The organism is Amycolatopsis sp. N2S4-7, from assembly GCF_058119595.1.
The window spans coordinates 6105020-6120977 of the sequence record NZ_CP172299.1 but is presented as its reverse complement, the minus strand read 5'-3'; the positions used below and the strand labels follow the sequence as shown (position 1 = coordinate 6120977).

The window sequence follows — 15958 nt, the reverse complement described above, 5'->3', positions numbered from 1 at the left end:
GCGGTTGCCAGCCGAGCCAGCTCACGCATCATTGTGCACTCAGGGCGCCCACCGAGGTCCGGAGGGTCGATTCGTGACCTGCTGCTCAGCCCGCCGGCAGCACGTCTTCGAACGCCTTCACGGCCCGGTCCTGCTCGCCGCTCAGGCCCAGCTGGCTGTGGTACGGCTGCGCGGTCCCGACGACCACGACGTTGTTGCCCGAGCCGTACCACGTGGTGTTGAGGAACTTGGTGCCGTCGGTGCCGGACACGGTCCGGACCGCCGACTGAACCGGCTTGAACCCGGCGTCGAGCGCCTGCTGGTACAGGGTTTCGACGACGGACTGCGCATTGGCGGCGCTCGTCGTCGGCACGACCACGACCAGGTAGGAGACGTCGCCGTCGCCGGAACCGCGGAAGACCACCTGCGTCGCCCCGTTCCGGGTGAACAGGTCCGCCGTCTCGGGCAGGTAGAGCCCCAGGTCGCGGCCCTTCGCCACGGACATCGTCGAGTTGTTCGGGTTGGCGACGCCGGGCAGCTGCGGAAGCCGGTCCTCGAGCGGGTCCGCCCGCGTCCCGGCCGCGGTCGACGGGGCGCCTGCCGGGGGTTCGGCCTGGGGCGCGGGATCCGAGCCGGAGCCCAGCCACATGGTCCCGGCGACGATCATCGCCAGCACCAGCAGCACGCCGGCGGCCAGGAACAACCAGGTGGGCCGCCGTCGCGAGCCCGCGCCGTCGCGGTGCCGGCCCGCCGGCTCCGGGTGCTCCTCCGGCCGGGGCGGCTCGGGCTGGTCGCGGGACGGCCAGACCTCCGGGAACCGGCTGACGTGGTTGCCCGGCCCCGGTCCTTCGACCCGCAGGTACCGGGTCGGGACGATGTCGGCCGGGCTGGGCGCGGTGGTGAGGTGGTCCGGGACCGCGGGCACGGGGTGGTGGGAGAGCGTTTTCTGCGATCCCGAGTCGGTGCGCTGCCACGGCGGTGCCGGGCGCGGCGGGTGGACTCCCGGGAGCTGGCCGGAGGACGGCGTGTCGACGCGCTGCGGCGGCGCGGTCCGCGGGTCGACCGGCTGCACGGCGGGGTTGGTGCTGTGCCACGTCGCGGTCGGGCGCCGGAGCGGGGAGGCGACGGGCGAGGGCACGGTCGAGCCCGACGCCTGCGCGAGCAGCTCGTCACGCTGTTTCCGGTGCGCAGCCGGCTCGATCCGGCCGGCCGCCAGGTCCGCGTCGAGTCGGCGCAGATCTTCCTGCCAGCTCATCCTTCGACCCCCATCCACCGTTCGGGGCATCAGTCTGGCACGTGCGGCCGACCTGCGAGGTTGCGGTTTGAGGTTGACCGGCAACGTAGCGCAAGTGCCGCGGTTTCGGGAGTCCTTCCTCGCGAGCACGTCCGGCCGGAGCGGCGTCGGCGGTCCGGTAGGGTCCGGCTGCCCTGGTCACGGCGGTGGGAGTGCCGGGCCGGCGTTCAGAGGGGAGCCCACGTGAGCACCGAAGCACCACCGAGGCCGGAGCGAACGCTCAGCCGTCTTCGCCCGTCGCCGAAGGCCCGCGAAGGCCTCTTCGCCCTGCTTGCCGGGTTCGTCATTTCGGGGCTGTTCAACTACCCCGTCGTGCTGCACCCGAAGTCGTTGGTCACGGGCGACCTGGGTGACCCGCTCCTGCAGGCCTGGCAGCTGGCGTGGCAGCACCACTTCGTGACTTCCGGTGGTGCTTTGTGGACGGGCAACACCCTCTACCCGGCCACCGACAGCTACGCCTTCTCGGACTCGCTGCTCGGGTACCTGCCGCTGGGGCTGTTCGGGGACGGCCCGTACGCCGCGATCATGCGGTACAACGCCGTCTTCCTGATTTCCTTCGCGCTCGCCTTCGCCGGGGCGTACGTCCTCATCCGGCAGCTCGGCGGCAACTGGCGGGCGGCGGCCCTCGCCGGCGTCGCGTTCGCCTGGGCGCCCTGGCGGCTGACCCACGCCAGCCACCTCAACATCCTGTCGGCGGGTGGGATCGCTCTGGCCCTGTTCGCGATCGCCCGCGGGCACGGCTATTCGCTGCGTCACGGCCGCCGTCCGGAGCTGTCGCGGCCGTGGTGGGCCTTCGTCGGCTGGGCGGTGGCGGCCTGGCAGGTCACCCTCGGCTTCGCGGTGGGCATGCCGTTCATCTACCTGCTCGGCGTGGTCGGCCTGGTCATCCTGGTCACCGCCGTCCGCCGGTGGCAGGAGTTCGGCACGCGGCTGGCCGTGGCCGACGGTGCCGGCATCGCGGTCTTCCTCGCCGTGACGTACCTGATGACCATCCCCTACCGCCGCGTGGTCGACGAGTACGGCTTCACCCGCTCCTGGAAGGAGGTGCAGCTCTACTCGCCGCCGCCGCAGGGCCTGCTGGCCGCGCCGGACTCGACCTGGCTCTGGCAGAAGGGGCCTTTCAACCTGTTTAGCGGCACCTTCGCCGACCCCGCTTGGGTTTCGCTGCCGGGCGCGTCGGAGAAGCTCCTCTTCCCCGGGCTGGCTCTGCTGCTCGTCGCGCTCGCGGGGCTCTTCTTCAGCGTCTGGTCGGTCCGGGCCCGGGTGGGGCTCGGCGTCGCGACGGTCGTGGTGACGGTGTTCGCCCTCGGGTCGGAGTTCTTCGGCGGCGACTACACCTACTACGTGCTGTGGCGGTACCTCCCGGGCTGGGACGCCCTGCGCACGCCCGGCCGCCTGATGCTCTGGGTGATCCTGCTGCTGGCCGTGCTCGCCGCCGGTGCGCTCACCCGGGCGGCCGAGTGGCTGAACACCCGCGACACGACGTACGACCAGGGCCGGTTCCTCCAGGCCCTGCTCGTCGTGCCCGCCCTGGTCGCGCTGCTGGAGGGCATCCCCGACCAGCCCCACCCCTCGCCGCCGGGCATCCCGCCGGACGTCGCCAAGGCCTTCGAGGCCGATCCGAAGCCGACGCTGGTGCTGCCGATCAGCCAGGACGTCGCGCCGTTCAGCGAGTTCGTCTACCAGTTCTGGTCCACCGACGGCTTCCCGCCGCTGGCCAACGGCCACAACGGGCTCCTGCCGCCGCAGTACGGGGAGATCACCGAGGCGGCCAAGACCTTCCCCGACGCGCACAGCGTCGACGTGCTGCGGAAGTACGGCATCCAGCAGGTGCTGGTGCTGAAGGTCGGCGCCGCCGGCACGCCGTACGAGGCGGCGCTCACCCGGCCGCTGGACGGGCTGCCGCTCAGCCGGGCCGAGTCGACGGACCTCGTCACCTTCACCGTGCGCTAGCCCCCGCCGTCACCCGTCAGGCCCCGGAAACTGTCGTACATATGTTCTAAAATGGGCGTTGTCCAGGGGAGATGCCGCCCGCGTGCGCGGGTGGCGTGATGGAGGAAGGCAGGGCCATGGCCTACATCACCCTGCCCACGTTCGTGGGCTACAGCGCCAGTTCCGGTCCGTCGCGGTCGTCGTTCGTCCGGCGGCAGCGCCGGTTGTACGAGGATCCGGCGCGGGCGGCGTTCAACTACTACCGGCGGGCGGCGAACGCCGTGCGCTCCGGGCGGGCGGCGGGGCAGGACGAGGTCGCGTTGCGCGCGCTCGTCAACGCCGCCGACGAGCGGACGAAACCGCACTACGCGGCGATAGCCGAGGGCTGGCTGCAGTACCTCGGCCGCCGGTCGCCGCGGCTGGTCGAGGTCGGCCGCGGCCGCTGCCGGATCGGCGAGCTCGAGATCGGCGTCAGCCCGCAGCTCGGGCTCCGCAAGAGCGACGGCCGCCGGTACGCGACCTGGCTCTACTTCAAGGAGGAGCCCCTGACGAAGGATTCGGCGCAGCTGGCGCTGTGGGTCCTGGAACAGGCGATGCCGGACATCCTGCCCGGCGGGGAGGCGCTGGTGGTCGACGTCCGCCGGGCGAAGGAGTACCGGCTTTCGACCCGTGACCGCGAACGGCTGCGGCCCTGGGCGCGCAGCGAAGCATCGGCGTTCCTCACGCTCTGGGACGCCGCCTGAGCCAGGGGAGGCGCCGGGGCCGCCCGGCGCCTCCCCTAGCATCGCTCCCGACCTTCAGGGGGCGGGATGAGACTGGTCGCGGGGCGGTACGCGATCTCGGCCGAACTGGGCCGGGGCGGGATGGGCGTCGTCTGGCGCGCCGAAGACAGGGTGCTGGGCCGTCCGGTCGCGCTGAAGGAGCTGGCCACCCCGCCGGGCACCAACCTCGAACGCGTCATGCGCGAAGCCCGCACGGCCGGGCGCCTCAACGATCCCGCCGTCGTCACGGTGTACGACGTCGTCCGCGAGCACGGCGCCACGTTCATCGTGATGGAGCTCGTGGTCGCGCCGACCCTCGCCGACGTCGTCGGGCGGGAAGGATCCCTGGACAACAGCCGCGTCGCCGCGCTCGGGCTGCAGGTGCTCGGCGCGCTGGAGAGCGCGCACGCGGCCGGCATCGTGCACCGGGACGTCAAGCCCAGCAACATCATGGTGCTGCCCGGTGACCGCGTGAAGCTCGCCGACTTCGGCATCGCGCGGGCGATGGACGACCCGTCGCTGACGCAGACCGGCGGCGTCATGGGCTCGCCCGGCTACATGGCGCCCGAGCTGTTCGCCGGCGCCGGGCCGTCGCCCGCGTCGGACCTCTGGTCGCTCGGCGCGACGCTGTTCCACGCCGCCGAAGGCCGCGCGCCGTTCCAACGCACCACCACAGCCGCGACCCTGCACGCGATCATGTACGACCAGCCGGTGTTCGAGCACTGCCGCGGCCCGCTCGCCGACGCCGTGCGCGGGCTGCTCACCCAGTCCACTTCGGACCGGCTGGGCGCGCCCGGTCTGCGGCGGCTGCTGGAAACCGCGCGCACCGCGATCACCGACGCGCCGACGCGGGCGGTCGACCCGGCCGAGCTGCCGACGATCGTCTTCCCGCCGGTGACGGCCAAGGTCGCCACGCCGTCACCGACCACAGTGGACTGGCAGCCGCCGTCGCCGAAGAAGCGCCGCCTGCCGCTGGTGCTGACCGGCGTCGCGGTCGCCGTCGTGGCCGCGCTCGGCGCGATCTTCCTGCTCAAGCCGGACGACACCACGCCGGTGGCCGCGGGCGCGCCGGGTCCCGCGCCGACGTCGGCCTCCCCGACGCCGACCACCAAGAAATCCACCTCCAAGAAGCCGACGCCGTCCGCGAGCACGTCCGCCCTGCCCGGCGCGAGCTCCGCCGCCCCGCCTCCGTCGTCCGCGGGGAAGGAACCGGGCAAGGAGCCGGCCAAGGTGCCCCTGACCCGCTTCCACCACCCGGACGGCGGCCACTTCAGCGGGACGAAGAAGGTCGGCCCGCCGGCGGGCTTCACCAAGGAAGGCGTGTTCGGCTCCCTGGTCGCGACGGCCGAGCCGGGCACGCGGAAGCTGTTCGCCTGCAAGGTGAAGGACCAGAAAGACTGGTTCACCTCGCCCGACCAGTCCGGCAAGTGCGAAGGCCAGCAGGCCCTCGGCCTCCTCGGGTACGCCTACGCCAACCCGCCGTCCTGGGCGGCGGCGCGGGCGATCTACCGCTGCAACGCGGGCGCGAGCCACTTCGACTCGCTCGACCCGGGCTGCGAGGGCAAGACCAAGGAGTTCCTGATGGGCTACGTCGTCGTCTGAGCGAGCAGCACCTCGGCCAGCAGCTCCGGCCGCGTGACGAACGGGTGGTGCGCCACCGGCAGCTCGACGACGCCGGTCGCGCGCGCCGCCTGCTCCCGCTGCTTTTCGGGTGGCGTCGCGCGGTCTTCGCCGCAGACGACGTAGGTCGACGGGATCGTTCGCCACGCCGCCGCGGTCACGGGCTGGCCGAACACCACTTCGTTCTGGGCCGTGAGCCGGTCGGCCGCCCCGGCGTAGGTGGCATCGTCGAAATCCTGCGCGAACAGGGGCCGTACCAGCTCTTCCCGGACGCCGGCGGTGCCGTCGCCGTGGCTGACGTGCCACGGCGGTGGCTCGGCGCCGCCGAAGTCCGCGAGCGCCTGGCCCGCGTCCGGCAGGAACGACGTCACGTACACCAGCCGCCGGACCGCGGGGTGGTCGCCGGCCTCGGTGATCACCATCCCGCCGTAGGAGTGCCCGACGAGCAACGCCGGCTCGTCGGAGGCGTCGAGGAGCGCGCGGACGGCCGTCGCGTCGTCGTGCAGGTCGCCCCGCGGCTCGGCTTCGCAGCTCGGCAGGACCGCCGCTGAACTGCGCAGACCGTGCCGGGCGAGTACGTCCGCGGTCGGCTGCCACCACCAGGCGCCGTCGCGGACGAACGCGCCGTGGACGAAGAGGAGTCTCATGGTGACAAACTGGCAGAACACACCCGGTCGAGTGACACCGTTCGCGGCGGGCGGACGGGGACTGGACAAACCGGAGACCGAACACGAAGCTTTCGCGTGTTCTTCCGTGCCTGGCCGAACTTCGAGGTCGTAACCGTGAACGCTGCCTGGGAAGCCGTCTCCCGCGTCGCCGACGAGCCCGCGTGGTACTGGGTGTACGACAAGCTGGGGTTCTGGCCGAGCACCTACGCCCACGCGTGGCCGGGCTTCCGCGAGCCCACGCCGTCGCGGACGTGGGACCTTTCGCCCGGCGACCTGGACCGCGCTTCGGCCGAGTTCCGGCTCGGCCCGTACGCGGTCGAGGAGCACCAGGTCGCGGCGATCGCGCTGGCCGCGTTCCGCGAGGCCTGTGGTCCGGACGACTGGATGTGGGCGCTGCACTGGCAGCACCAGTCCTACCGCGTCCGGCCGCACCTGATGACGGAGGGCGCGCGGTGGCCGGTGCCGGTGTTCCCGCGCGCCGACTACCACCTGTTCCTGGCGCGGGACTTCTCGTTCGGGACGCTGGGCCACCCGTGGGAGCGCACGCTGTGCGTGTTCGGCGAGCGGCTGGTGCCCGCGTTCGAGCGGCTCGGCGAAGGGGTGCTGAAGAACTTCTTGCGCCGCGACGGGAAGCCGTCCGCGCTGGCCCGCTGAGCCCGGCATCTGCGCTGGTTGATCTCTTGCTACCGTTCTGCGGTGTTCGAATATCACGGCTGGGTGACCATCCAGGCGACCGCGAGCGGCGATGACGACGCGGCGCTCCTGGAGCGCTTGGTCGACCGCGTGCACCGCGCCATCCGCGACGCGGGTGACTTCGACCTGGTCGACCTCCGCTGGAGCGCGGGCATGCCGATGCTCCACTTCGGCGGTTTCGACAAACACGGCGGCCGCCTGGGTCCCGAGCTGCTGGACCTCTTCACGCGCGTGGGCGAGCTGGCCGCAGGCTCCTACGGCCTCCTCTACATCTGGGACGACCAGGACCCCGAGCACGACAACGAGTTCCAGGTCCACCGAATGGCCCGAGGCCAGGTAACCGAGCGCGAAGACCCCCACCTGACCCCGGTGGCCCCCACTGCCTTGGACATCTACGAGCTCTGAGAAAAACCAAGATCACCCGCAAAGGTGATTCCCCGGCGGCCAAAGCCCCGGCCGACCCGGCAAGCGGCAGCCCGCCCGAGCCACGCCACAGCAGGGCCAAAAAGCCCGCCCGAATCGCGCCACGGCAGCCCCCGAACGCCCGCCTGAGTCCCCGCCGGCGGCAGCCGCGGAAGTCTGGCTGAGTTCCCGCCGGCGGCAGCCCCGAAAGGCCGCCCGAGTCCCGGCAGCGGCGGAAGTCTGGCTGTGTTCCCGCCGGCGGCAGCCCGGGAAGCCCGCCCGAGTCCCGGCAGCGGCAGCCCCGAAAGTCTGGTTACGGCACCGTGGGGGGTCCGGGGGGCTCGGCCCCCCGGGTGAAATGGCGAGGGGCCGCGGTTGGCGTTTTCCGCCAACACACGACCCCTGGTCCCGAGCGGATGACGGGATTCGAACCCGCGACCCTCACCTTGGCAAGGTGATGCGCTACCAGCTGCGCTACATCCGCGTTGTCTTGCTGATGGAAGCACTCTATACCCACCGTCCGGCGCTCCGATGAGCGGGTCCCCCGTGTCCCTGACCCGGTGCTTCGGTGTCACAGCTGGCGTACAAGGGGTGACGACGGCTGATTCCCTCCGTATGGTGTCCCCATTCGACCGAATGGGGAGACCTTCGGGGAGGAGGTGCCGGGCCGGATGACCGAGCTGGGCACGGTGCCGCCACCAGCGGCCTCGGAATCCGACGAGCAGGCACTGCTGCAACGGCTTCGCAACGGTGAGGACGCGGCCTTCGGGGAGCTGTTCGAGCTGCACGCCGCCGCGGTCCGCCGGCTCGCGCAGAGCTTGGCGTCCGACCGGTCCGAGGCCGAGGACATCACCGCGGAGACGTTCTTCCGCGTGCTGCAGGCTCTCCGTCGTGGCGCCGGCCCGAGGGACTACGTCCGCGCCTACCTCCTGACCGTCGCCCGCCGGGTCTCGTGGGAGTGGCACGGTGCCCGCCGGGACGTCCCGGTTTCGGACGACGAACTGACTTTCCGCGCCGGTGCGGGTGCCGACACGCACGCCCGGACGGCGGAGCACACGCTGATCACCACGGCGTTCACGAGCCTGCCCGAGCGCTGGCGGACGGTGCTGTGGCAGACCGAGGTCGAGGGCGAGCAGCCCGCCATGGTCGCGCCCCACTTCGGGTTGAGCGCGAACGCGACCGCGGCGCTGGCGCGCCGGGCCCGCCAGGGGCTGCGCGCCGCCTACCTGCAGGCGCACCTGTCGGTGAACCGCGGGCCGGATTCGTGCCGCGCGGTCGTGGAGAAGCTCGGCGGGTTCACCGCGGGCAGCGTCACCGGCGCCGAGGCGGAGCGGATCAAGGCGCACCTGCTCGGCTGCTCGTCGTGCCGCGCGACCCAGGACGAGCTGCGTGACGTCTGCTCGTCGCTGCGCGCGCACGCCGGGGTGCTGGTGCTGCTGGTGCCGGCCGCCGCGTCGCTGGGCGGCAGCGGGGTGCTGGCCGGGCTGGGTGCGACGGTCCAGGGTGTCCTGGTCGGCTCGAAGGTCAAGATCGGGCTGGCGCTGGCGTCGACCGCGGCCGTGGGCGTCGTCGGCGTCGCGGCCGGGCCGGTGCTGTTCGGCTCCACGCCGGTGCAGGACGTCGGGTTGACCGGCGGCGCGCCCGAGCTCGTGGTGGTGCCGCCGACCGACCACCAGCCACCGCCGCAGCCGCAGCAGGACCCGCGGATCGGCATCGGCGTGCTCAACGGCCGCGGCACCGGGATCGCGGTCCCGGTCCGGCCGCGCAGCGGTGGCGGTGAGCTGGCCGCGAACGAGGTGCCGGCCGTGCCCGTCGCGGGGGACGTCCCGGTCGGGGACACGGGTGCCGCTGACGGCGTGCCCGCCCCGCGCGACGACCTCACGTCGTCGACCTTCCGCGCGACCGACCAGCCGGCGACGTCGCCGCGGCTGGACACGACGCGTCCCGAGCTGACGATCACGACCGAGTCCACCGACCCGACCGCGCCGGAGAGCGCCGACGCGCCCGAGCTGTCGCCCACGGACGGTTCGACCGCACCGGCCGGCAGGCCGGCGCCGACGGACGGCGGAACGGGGACCACGACGACCGGCGAGCCGACGACCAACGAGCCGACGAACACGGTGACGCCGACGTCCGGGAAACCGTGCCCGAGCAGCGCCACGTCCGACGTCACTGGTTCGGGCGAACCGCCCGAACCGGCCTCGACCAGTCCCTCGGTTCCTGATCAGCGGTGATCGACTTCGCCGGGCGGGATGTCCGATTCCTCCCTCGCGCGGGTGAGCCCGCGCAAGGTACCGTTGAGGTGCTCACCCTGCGGGCGCCCCGGGAGGCAACTGAATGAACCGGCTGGTACGCGGCGAAGACGGCCGCGACTGGGTGGTCCGTGCCCAGATGGAATGGCGTGCGCCGGCCACGGCCGACGACTTCGAGCACGACGTCGCCGGCAGCTACGGCCCCGGCATCGCGATGATCGTCGTGACGGCCCTGCTGGCCGTGATCCTCGTGGTGTGGACGCCGGACCAGGTCAACATCCCGGCGTGGGTCTTGCTGGCGTTGCTGCTCGTCGTGCTGTTCTTCCCGCTGCGGTGGATCCTGCGCCGTCCGTGGACCGTGGTCGCGGAGACCGAGGGCGACGTGACCGGTGACCGGCCGTCCGAGCGCTGGGTCGGCACCATCCGCGGCATGTTCACCGTGCAGGGCGAGGTCAAGAAGATCTCCAAGACCATCCAGCGGCACTCGCTGCCGGACTTCGACGGGCCGCTGCACCCGGTCGAGTAGCCGGTACCGGAATTCGGCCGGAGGGGTGAAACTGGGGGCATGCCCGAGCTACCCGAGGTCGAAGCGCTGGCCCACCACCTGCGCGAGAACGCCGTCGGCCGGACCATCTTCCGGATCGACGTCGCGTCCCTGAGCGTGCTGAAGACGGCGACTCCGCCGTGGACCGATCTGCACGGCCGCGAGATCACCGCCGCGACCCGGTACGGCAAGCACCTCGACGTCGTCGCCGGTGACCTGCACCTGGTGGTCCACCTGGCGCGCGCGGGCTGGCTGCGCTGGTCCGACGGCCTGGCCGCGGCGCCGCTCAAGCCGGGCAAGGGCCCGATCTCGCTGCGGGTGCACCTCGAGTCCGCCACCGGGCCCGGCTTCGACCTCACCGAGGCGGGCACGAAGAAGGGCCTCGCCGTGTGGGTCGTCAAGGACCCGCAGGAGATCGCGAGCGTGGCGCGCCTGGGTCCGGACGCGCTGGCGTTGGACGCCAGCCGGCTGCGGGACCTGTTCGCCGGGAAGAACACCCGGCTCAAGTGGGCGCTCACCGACCAGTCGCTCATCGCCGGGATCGGCAACGCCTACTCCGACGAGATCATGCACCGCGCGAAGCTCTCCCCGTACGCCACGATCGGCAAGCTCGACGACGGCGCGCTCGAGACCCTCGCCGAGGCGATCCACGAGATCGAGACCGACGCCGTCGAGCGCTCGGTGGGGCAGAAGGCGGCGCGGCTGAAGGGGGAGAAGCGCTCGGGCCTGCGGGTCCACGCGCGCACCGGGCTGCCGTGCCCGGTCTGCGGCGACACGATCCGCGAGATCTCCTTCGCCGACAAGTCGTTCCAGTACTGCCCGACCTGCCAGACCGGCGGCAAGCCGCTGGCCGATCGCCGGATGTCCCGCCTGCTCAAGTAGCGAAGATTCGCCCGTTCGGCCGCACGTGCTGCGCCGGGCGTCGACGACGCCGGGCTCGAAGCCGGCGAAACCGCGTTCTTCCTGCCGCTATCCCCGAAGCGGTGGAACAGGAGCGGCCTCCCGCGTGTTGCGGACAGTGACCGCGAAGGGACACTTCGGACTCTGGGTAGGGTGCTCTCCACCCTCGGTCATCACAGTTGGACAGAAAGTGGGATCAGGCCTTGCACCCGGTTGGTCGAGCGCAGAGCATGGACGCCGTGTCCGGGTTTCCGCTTGCGCAGATCGTCCCGTGGGGTCTCGCGGTGCTGCTCGGCATCGTGGTGATCGTGCTGCTCGTGAAACAGCGCAAGCCGGCCAGCGTGGTGGAGGACGCCATGCTGCAGGCGGTGCACCGGATGTCGAAGGCGGCGCCGAACCTCCGCTCGGGCCTCGACGAAGACGCCGCGGACAAGATCACCACCCAGCTGCTGCAGATGCTCGACTGCGTCGCCGTCGGGATCACCGACAGCGAGGGCACGCTGCTGTCGTGGGACGGCGAGGCGAACGAGCACTACGTCGACCTCGTCGACGCCATCGGCGCGGCCATCCGCAAGCACCGCCGCGAGGTCGTGGCGCACGACCGGATGCCGTGCAACCACCGCGGCACGTGCCGGATGAAGACGGCGGTCATCGTGCCGCTGCTGGTCGAGGGCGAGACCGAGGCGGCGCTGATCGTCGTCGGCCGCACCCGCGGCCGGCTGGTGCAGATGGCCGACGCCGTCGCCCAGTTCGTCTGCACGCAGTTCGAGCTGGCGCGGCTCGACGAGTCCAAGCACCAGCTCCAGCAGGCCGAGATCAAGGCGCTGCGGGCGCAGATCTCGCCGCACTTCGTCTACAACGCGCTCAACACGATCTCCGCGCTGATCCGCACGGACCCCGAAGAGGCGCGAGAGCTGCTTCAGGACTTCGCCGACTTCACGCGGTACTCGTTCCGGACGTCGGGCATGTTCACCTCGCTCGCCGAGGAGCTGCGGAACATCGACCGCTACCTGACCATCGAGAACGCCCGCTTCGGCGGCCGGCTCGAGGTGCGGATGAAGATCGCGCCCGAGGTGCTCAGCGTGGTCGTGCCGTTCCTGATCATCCAGCCGCTGGTGGAGAACGCGGTCAAGCACGGGCTGGCCAGCAAGCCCAGCGGCGGCTGCGTCACGGTGATCGCGCAGGACTACGGCACCGAGGCGCTGATCAGCGTCGAGGACGACGGCATCGGCATGGACCCGCGGCGGCTCAACGACCTGAAGAGCGCCCACCGCACCGGCGCGCACGTCGGGCTGGGCAACATCAACCAGCGCATGCAGCAGGTCTTCGGCGGCGACTACGCGGTGATGGTCGAGACCGCGCCGGGCGCCGGGATGAAGGTGACGCTGCGGGTGCCGAAGTTCGTCCCCGGCGTCCGGCCGAACATGCCGGACTACAGCTCCGACGCCGACGCGGGCGAGGCCGACGTCCCGTCGCAGGGTGGCCGGCCCCAGCTCAACGGCGCCGAGGTGAACGGCGTCAACGGCACGCGCTCCGGCATCCTCCCCATGGGCTGAATCCCGCTAGCCTGGCTTTATGAGCGTTACGGACAAACTGGCTTCGCGGATCCCGGTGCTCGCCGACCGGGTCGAGCGCAAGGACGTCGTGGCCGTGGTGAAGCTGCACGGCGTGATCACGCCGTCGCCGTCGCCGCTGGCCAGGGGCGCGATCAACCTGGCCGCCGTCGAGACGGCGCTGACCAGGGCGTTCGGCCACGACCGGCTGAAGGCGGTCGCGTTGCTGGTGAACTCGCCGGGTGGCGCGCCGACGCAGTCGGGGCTGGTCGCCGAGCGGATCCGCCAGCTGGCCGACGAAAAGGGCGTCCCGGTGCTGGCGTTCTGCGAGGACGTCGCCGCGTCGGGCGGGTACTGGCTGGCCTGCGCGGCCGACGAGATCTACGCGCACCGGACGTCGATGGTCGGCTCGATCGGCGTGATCAGCGGCGGGTTCGGGTTCACCGGCCTGCTGGAGCGGTTCGGCATCGAACGGCGGCTGCACACGGCGGGCGCGAACAAGTCGCGCCTCGACCCGTTCTCGCCGGAGAAGCCCGAAGACGTCGAGTGGCTGAAGAAGATGCACACCCAGCTCCACGAGCTGTTCGTGAACTGGGTCAAGGAGCGCCGCGGCGATCGGCTGACGGACACCGAGGACCTGTTCACCGGCGACGTCTGGCTCGGCGCGAAGGCGGTCGAGCTCGGGCTGGTCGACGGCCTGGGCAGCCTCCGGCAGATCATCACCGAGCGCTACCCGGACGCGGAGATCTCGGTGGCCGAGCCGAAGAAGCCGCTGCTCGCCCGCCTCGGCCTCGGTGCGCCGGCCGCGGCTGCCGCGGTTTTGGACGCGGTGACGCAGAAGGCGGCGTGGTCCCGCTTCGGCCTCTGAAACGGGTGTCCGGTTTGGGTACTTCCGGGCACACTTTGTGACCTGGGTCACCCAACCTTGGTAACGCCTCTGGAGTTTCGCGTGGGGCGTCGGGTTTCCTCGGGCACGGGCTTTGTTGCGATCGGCAACAAATCCGGCCGACGAGGAGGTCGTACCCGATGCCCCACCTCTCCCGCTCCCCAAGACGGCTCGTGCTCGGCGCGGGCGCCGTGCTCGGTGCCGCGCTCATCGCCCTCCCGCTGACCATCCCCGCCGCGGCGTCGATCCCGCCGCCGGAATCGGGCTGGACCACCGTGTTCGCCGACGACTTCACGGGTGGCTCCGGCTCGCTGCCGTCCGGTGCGAACTGGATCGTCGACACCGGCCACAGCTACCCCGGCGGCCCCGCCAACTGGGGCACCGGCGAGATCCAGAACTACACCGCGAGCCCCGGCAACCTGTCGCTGGACGGCGCCGGCAACCTCCGCATCACGCCGTTGCGCGACGGCTCGGGCAACTGGACGTCGGCCCGGGTCGAAACCCAGCGCGCCGACTTCAAGCCGCCGGCGGGAGGGGTCATGCGGATCGAGAGCCGCATCCAGATGCCGAACGTCACCGGCGCGGCCGCGCTCGGCTACTGGCCCGCGTTCTGGGCGCTCGGCGGCCCGTACCGCGGCAACTGGTGGAACTGGCCCGCCATCGGCGAGTTCGACATCATGGAGAACGTCAACGGGATCAACTCCGTCTGGGGCGTCCTGCACTGCGGCGTCAACCCCGGCGGCCCGTGCAACGAGACGACCGGCCTGCCCGCCAACCGCGCGTGCCCCGGCAGCAGCTGCCAGTCGGCCTTCCACACCTACCGCTTCGAATGGGACGCGAGCACCAGCCCGCAGGTGTTCCGCTGGTTCGTCGACGGGCAGCAGTTCCACTCGGTGAGCCAGAACCAGGTCGACGCGACGACGTGGGCCAACATGACCACGCACCAGGGCTACTTCGTGCTGCTGAACGTCGCCATCGGCGGCGCGTTCCCCAACAACAACTCCGGCACGACCACGCCGGGGCCGGGGATCGTGCCGGGGCACCCGATGGTCGTCGACTACGTGACGGTGACCACTCGCGGTGGCGGTGGCGGCACCACGACCCCGCCGACCACGACCACGCCGCCCAGCGGGGGCGGCAGCGCGTACAGCACCATCCAGGCCGAGTCGTACAGCCAGCAGAACGGCCTGGCCAAGCAGACGACCAGCGACACGGGCGGCGGCCAGAACATCGGGCCCGCCGGCAACGGCGACTGGGCGCTCTACAGCGGCGTCGACTTCGGCAGCAGCGCGGCGACCAACTTCCAGGCGCGGGTGGCGTCCGGTGCCGCCGGCGGCGTCAGCGGGCTGGTGGAGGTGCGGCTGGACAGCCTCTCCAACGCGCCGATCGGCAGCTTCGCCGTCGCCAACACGGGCGGCTGGCAGAGCTGGCGGACCGTCCCGGCCAACATCAGCGCGGTCACCGGGGTGCACAACGTGTACCTGACGTTCACGAGCGGCCAGCCCGCCGACTTCGTGAACCTCAACTGGTTCACGTTCGTGCACTGATAGGGAGGGGCCCGCGGGCGGCGTCGCCGGCCGCGGGCTCGCCCACTTCAGGCAGACGGGGGCTGGACATTGCACTCGGCAATGGGCAGGATGCGTTTCACTGTGAGTGCTCACGATGACACCCGGAAGCTCGTGGTCCTGGCTGTGGACGACGAGCCGAACGGTCTTGACGAACTGGTCCACTGCCTGCGCAACAGCCCGCACGTGGCCAAGGTGTTCCCGGCGATCGACGCCTCCGAGGCGCTGAGGCTGCTGTCCACCGACGACCCGAGGCTGCGCGAACGCAAGGACCGCGGCCTGCCGATCGTCGACGCGGTGTTCGCCGACATCGACATGCCCGGCCTGTCCGGCATGGAGATGTCGCGCGTGTTCGCCGCGCTCCGGCCCTCGCCCGCGCTGGTGTTCGTCACCGGGCACGCGGAGGAGGCCGTCAACGCCTTCGACCTCGGCGCGCTCGACTACGTGCTCAAGCCGTACCAGCAGGACCGCCTCGACCGCGCGATCTCGCGCGTGCTCGACAAGCTGGCCGCCGCCGCGGCGCCCCCGCCCGGTGCCATGGGCGGCGAGCCGGTGAAGAACGACGACGAGGTCATCCCGGTCGAGCTGGCCGGCACCACCAAGCTCATCCCGCGCTCCTCGGTCCGCTGGGTCGAGGCGCAGGGCGACTACGCGCGGCTGTTCACCACCGAAGGCAGCCACCTGGTCCGCATCCCGCTGGCCCAGCTCGAGGAACGCTGGGAGAAGGCCGGGTTCGTCCGGATCCACCGGTCGTTCCTCGTCGCGCTGCCGCTGATCACCGAGCTGCGCATGGGCCAGGGCGGCTACCAGGTCGTCATCGGCAACGAGGAGAAGGTGCTGCCGGTGAGCCGGCGGCACACCCGCGCGCTGAAGGACCGGCTGGTCGGTTCGGGCCGGAACGGCTGAGCC

General features: G+C 71.7%; 14 protein-coding genes and 1 tRNA gene. 12 read left to right on the top strand and 3 right to left on the bottom strand.

The features are described from left to right. Positions 1-85: 85 nt before the first annotated feature. Positions 86-1234: a hypothetical protein gene (locus tag ACH54P_RS28815; protein WP_489906470.1), complete on the bottom strand. Its 1149-nt coding sequence runs from the start codon at positions 1232-1234 to the stop codon at positions 86-88. Between the two features lie 222 nt (positions 1235-1456). Between ACH54P_RS28815 and ACH54P_RS28810 the strand changes: the two genes are divergently transcribed. The 3 genes from ACH54P_RS28810 (at position 1457) to ACH54P_RS28800 (ending at position 5568) form a co-directional block, all read left to right on the top strand. After that, complete coding sequence (locus ACH54P_RS28810; RefSeq protein WP_489906469.1) at positions 1457-3226, top strand: hypothetical protein; 1770 nt, start codon at positions 1457-1459, stop codon at positions 3224-3226. Between the two features lie 98 nt (positions 3227-3324). Further along, a complete protein-coding gene (locus ACH54P_RS28805) occupies positions 3325-3948 on the top strand; it encodes a hypothetical protein (RefSeq protein WP_489906468.1) in 624 nt (207 codons plus the stop codon). A gap of 66 nt (positions 3949-4014) precedes the next feature. After that, positions 4015-5568: a serine/threonine-protein kinase gene (locus tag ACH54P_RS28800; protein WP_489906467.1), complete on the top strand. Its 1554-nt coding sequence runs from the start codon at positions 4015-4017 to the stop codon at positions 5566-5568. Here ACH54P_RS28800 and ACH54P_RS28795 read toward each other — a convergent pair. Continuing rightward, positions 5553-6233, bottom strand: coding sequence for an alpha/beta fold hydrolase (locus ACH54P_RS28795; protein ID WP_489906466.1), 681 nt, complete (start codon positions 6231-6233; stop codon positions 5553-5555). The two genes, ACH54P_RS28800 and ACH54P_RS28795, sit on opposite strands and share 16 nt — an antisense overlap. 135 nt (positions 6234-6368) lie before the next feature. Between ACH54P_RS28795 and ACH54P_RS28790 the strand changes: the two genes are divergently transcribed. After that, on the top strand, positions 6369-6908 hold the full coding sequence (locus ACH54P_RS28790; protein WP_489906465.1) for a DUF2716 domain-containing protein: 540 nt from the start codon (positions 6369-6371) through the stop codon (positions 6906-6908). Between the two features lie 42 nt (positions 6909-6950). Further along, positions 6951-7352 (top strand): immunity 7 family protein, encoded by a 402-nt coding sequence (locus ACH54P_RS28785; RefSeq protein ID WP_489906464.1) that lies wholly within the window; start codon positions 6951-6953, stop codon positions 7350-7352. 408 nt (positions 7353-7760) lie between these two features. Here the strand turns inward: ACH54P_RS28785 and ACH54P_RS28780 are convergent. Beyond that, positions 7761-7833: transfer RNA gene (locus tag ACH54P_RS28780), tRNA-Gly, on the bottom strand. A 187-nt stretch (positions 7834-8020) separates the two neighbouring features. Between ACH54P_RS28780 and ACH54P_RS28775 the strand changes: the two genes are divergently transcribed. The 7 genes from ACH54P_RS28775 to ACH54P_RS28745 all read left to right on the top strand — a co-directional run bounded on the left by ACH54P_RS28775 (position 8021) and on the right by ACH54P_RS28745 (position 15955). Beyond that, positions 8021-9583 carry a sigma-70 family RNA polymerase sigma factor gene (locus tag ACH54P_RS28775; RefSeq protein ID WP_489906463.1) on the top strand — a complete coding sequence of 521 codons (1563 nt, stop codon included), beginning with the start codon at positions 8021-8023 and terminating at the stop codon, positions 9581-9583. 103 nt (positions 9584-9686) lie between these two features. Further along, positions 9687-10127, top strand: coding sequence for a DUF983 domain-containing protein (locus tag ACH54P_RS28770; protein ID WP_206784122.1), 441 nt, complete (start codon positions 9687-9689; stop codon positions 10125-10127). A 39-nt stretch (positions 10128-10166) separates the two neighbouring features. Beyond that, positions 10167-11027 (top strand): Fpg/Nei family DNA glycosylase, encoded by an 861-nt coding sequence (locus tag ACH54P_RS28765; protein WP_489906462.1) that lies wholly within the window; start codon positions 10167-10169, stop codon positions 11025-11027. Positions 11028-11275: 248 nt separating this feature from the next. Further along, positions 11276-12601 (top strand): histidine kinase, encoded by a 1326-nt coding sequence (locus ACH54P_RS28760; RefSeq protein ID WP_489906461.1) that lies wholly within the window; start codon positions 11276-11278, stop codon positions 12599-12601. A 19-nt stretch (positions 12602-12620) separates the two neighbouring features. After that, positions 12621-13466, top strand: a complete 846-nt coding sequence (locus ACH54P_RS28755) for a S49 family peptidase (RefSeq protein WP_489906460.1) — start codon at positions 12621-12623, stop codon at positions 13464-13466. Positions 13467-13624: 158 nt separating this feature from the next. After that, a complete protein-coding gene (locus tag ACH54P_RS28750) occupies positions 13625-15031 on the top strand; it encodes a glycoside hydrolase family 16 protein (RefSeq protein WP_489906459.1) in 1407 nt (468 codons plus the stop codon). Positions 15032-15121: 90 nt separating this feature from the next. Beyond that, positions 15122-15955 (top strand): LytR/AlgR family response regulator transcription factor, encoded by an 834-nt coding sequence (locus ACH54P_RS28745; protein WP_489906458.1) that lies wholly within the window; start codon positions 15122-15124, stop codon positions 15953-15955. Positions 15956-15958 lie beyond the last annotated feature (3 nt).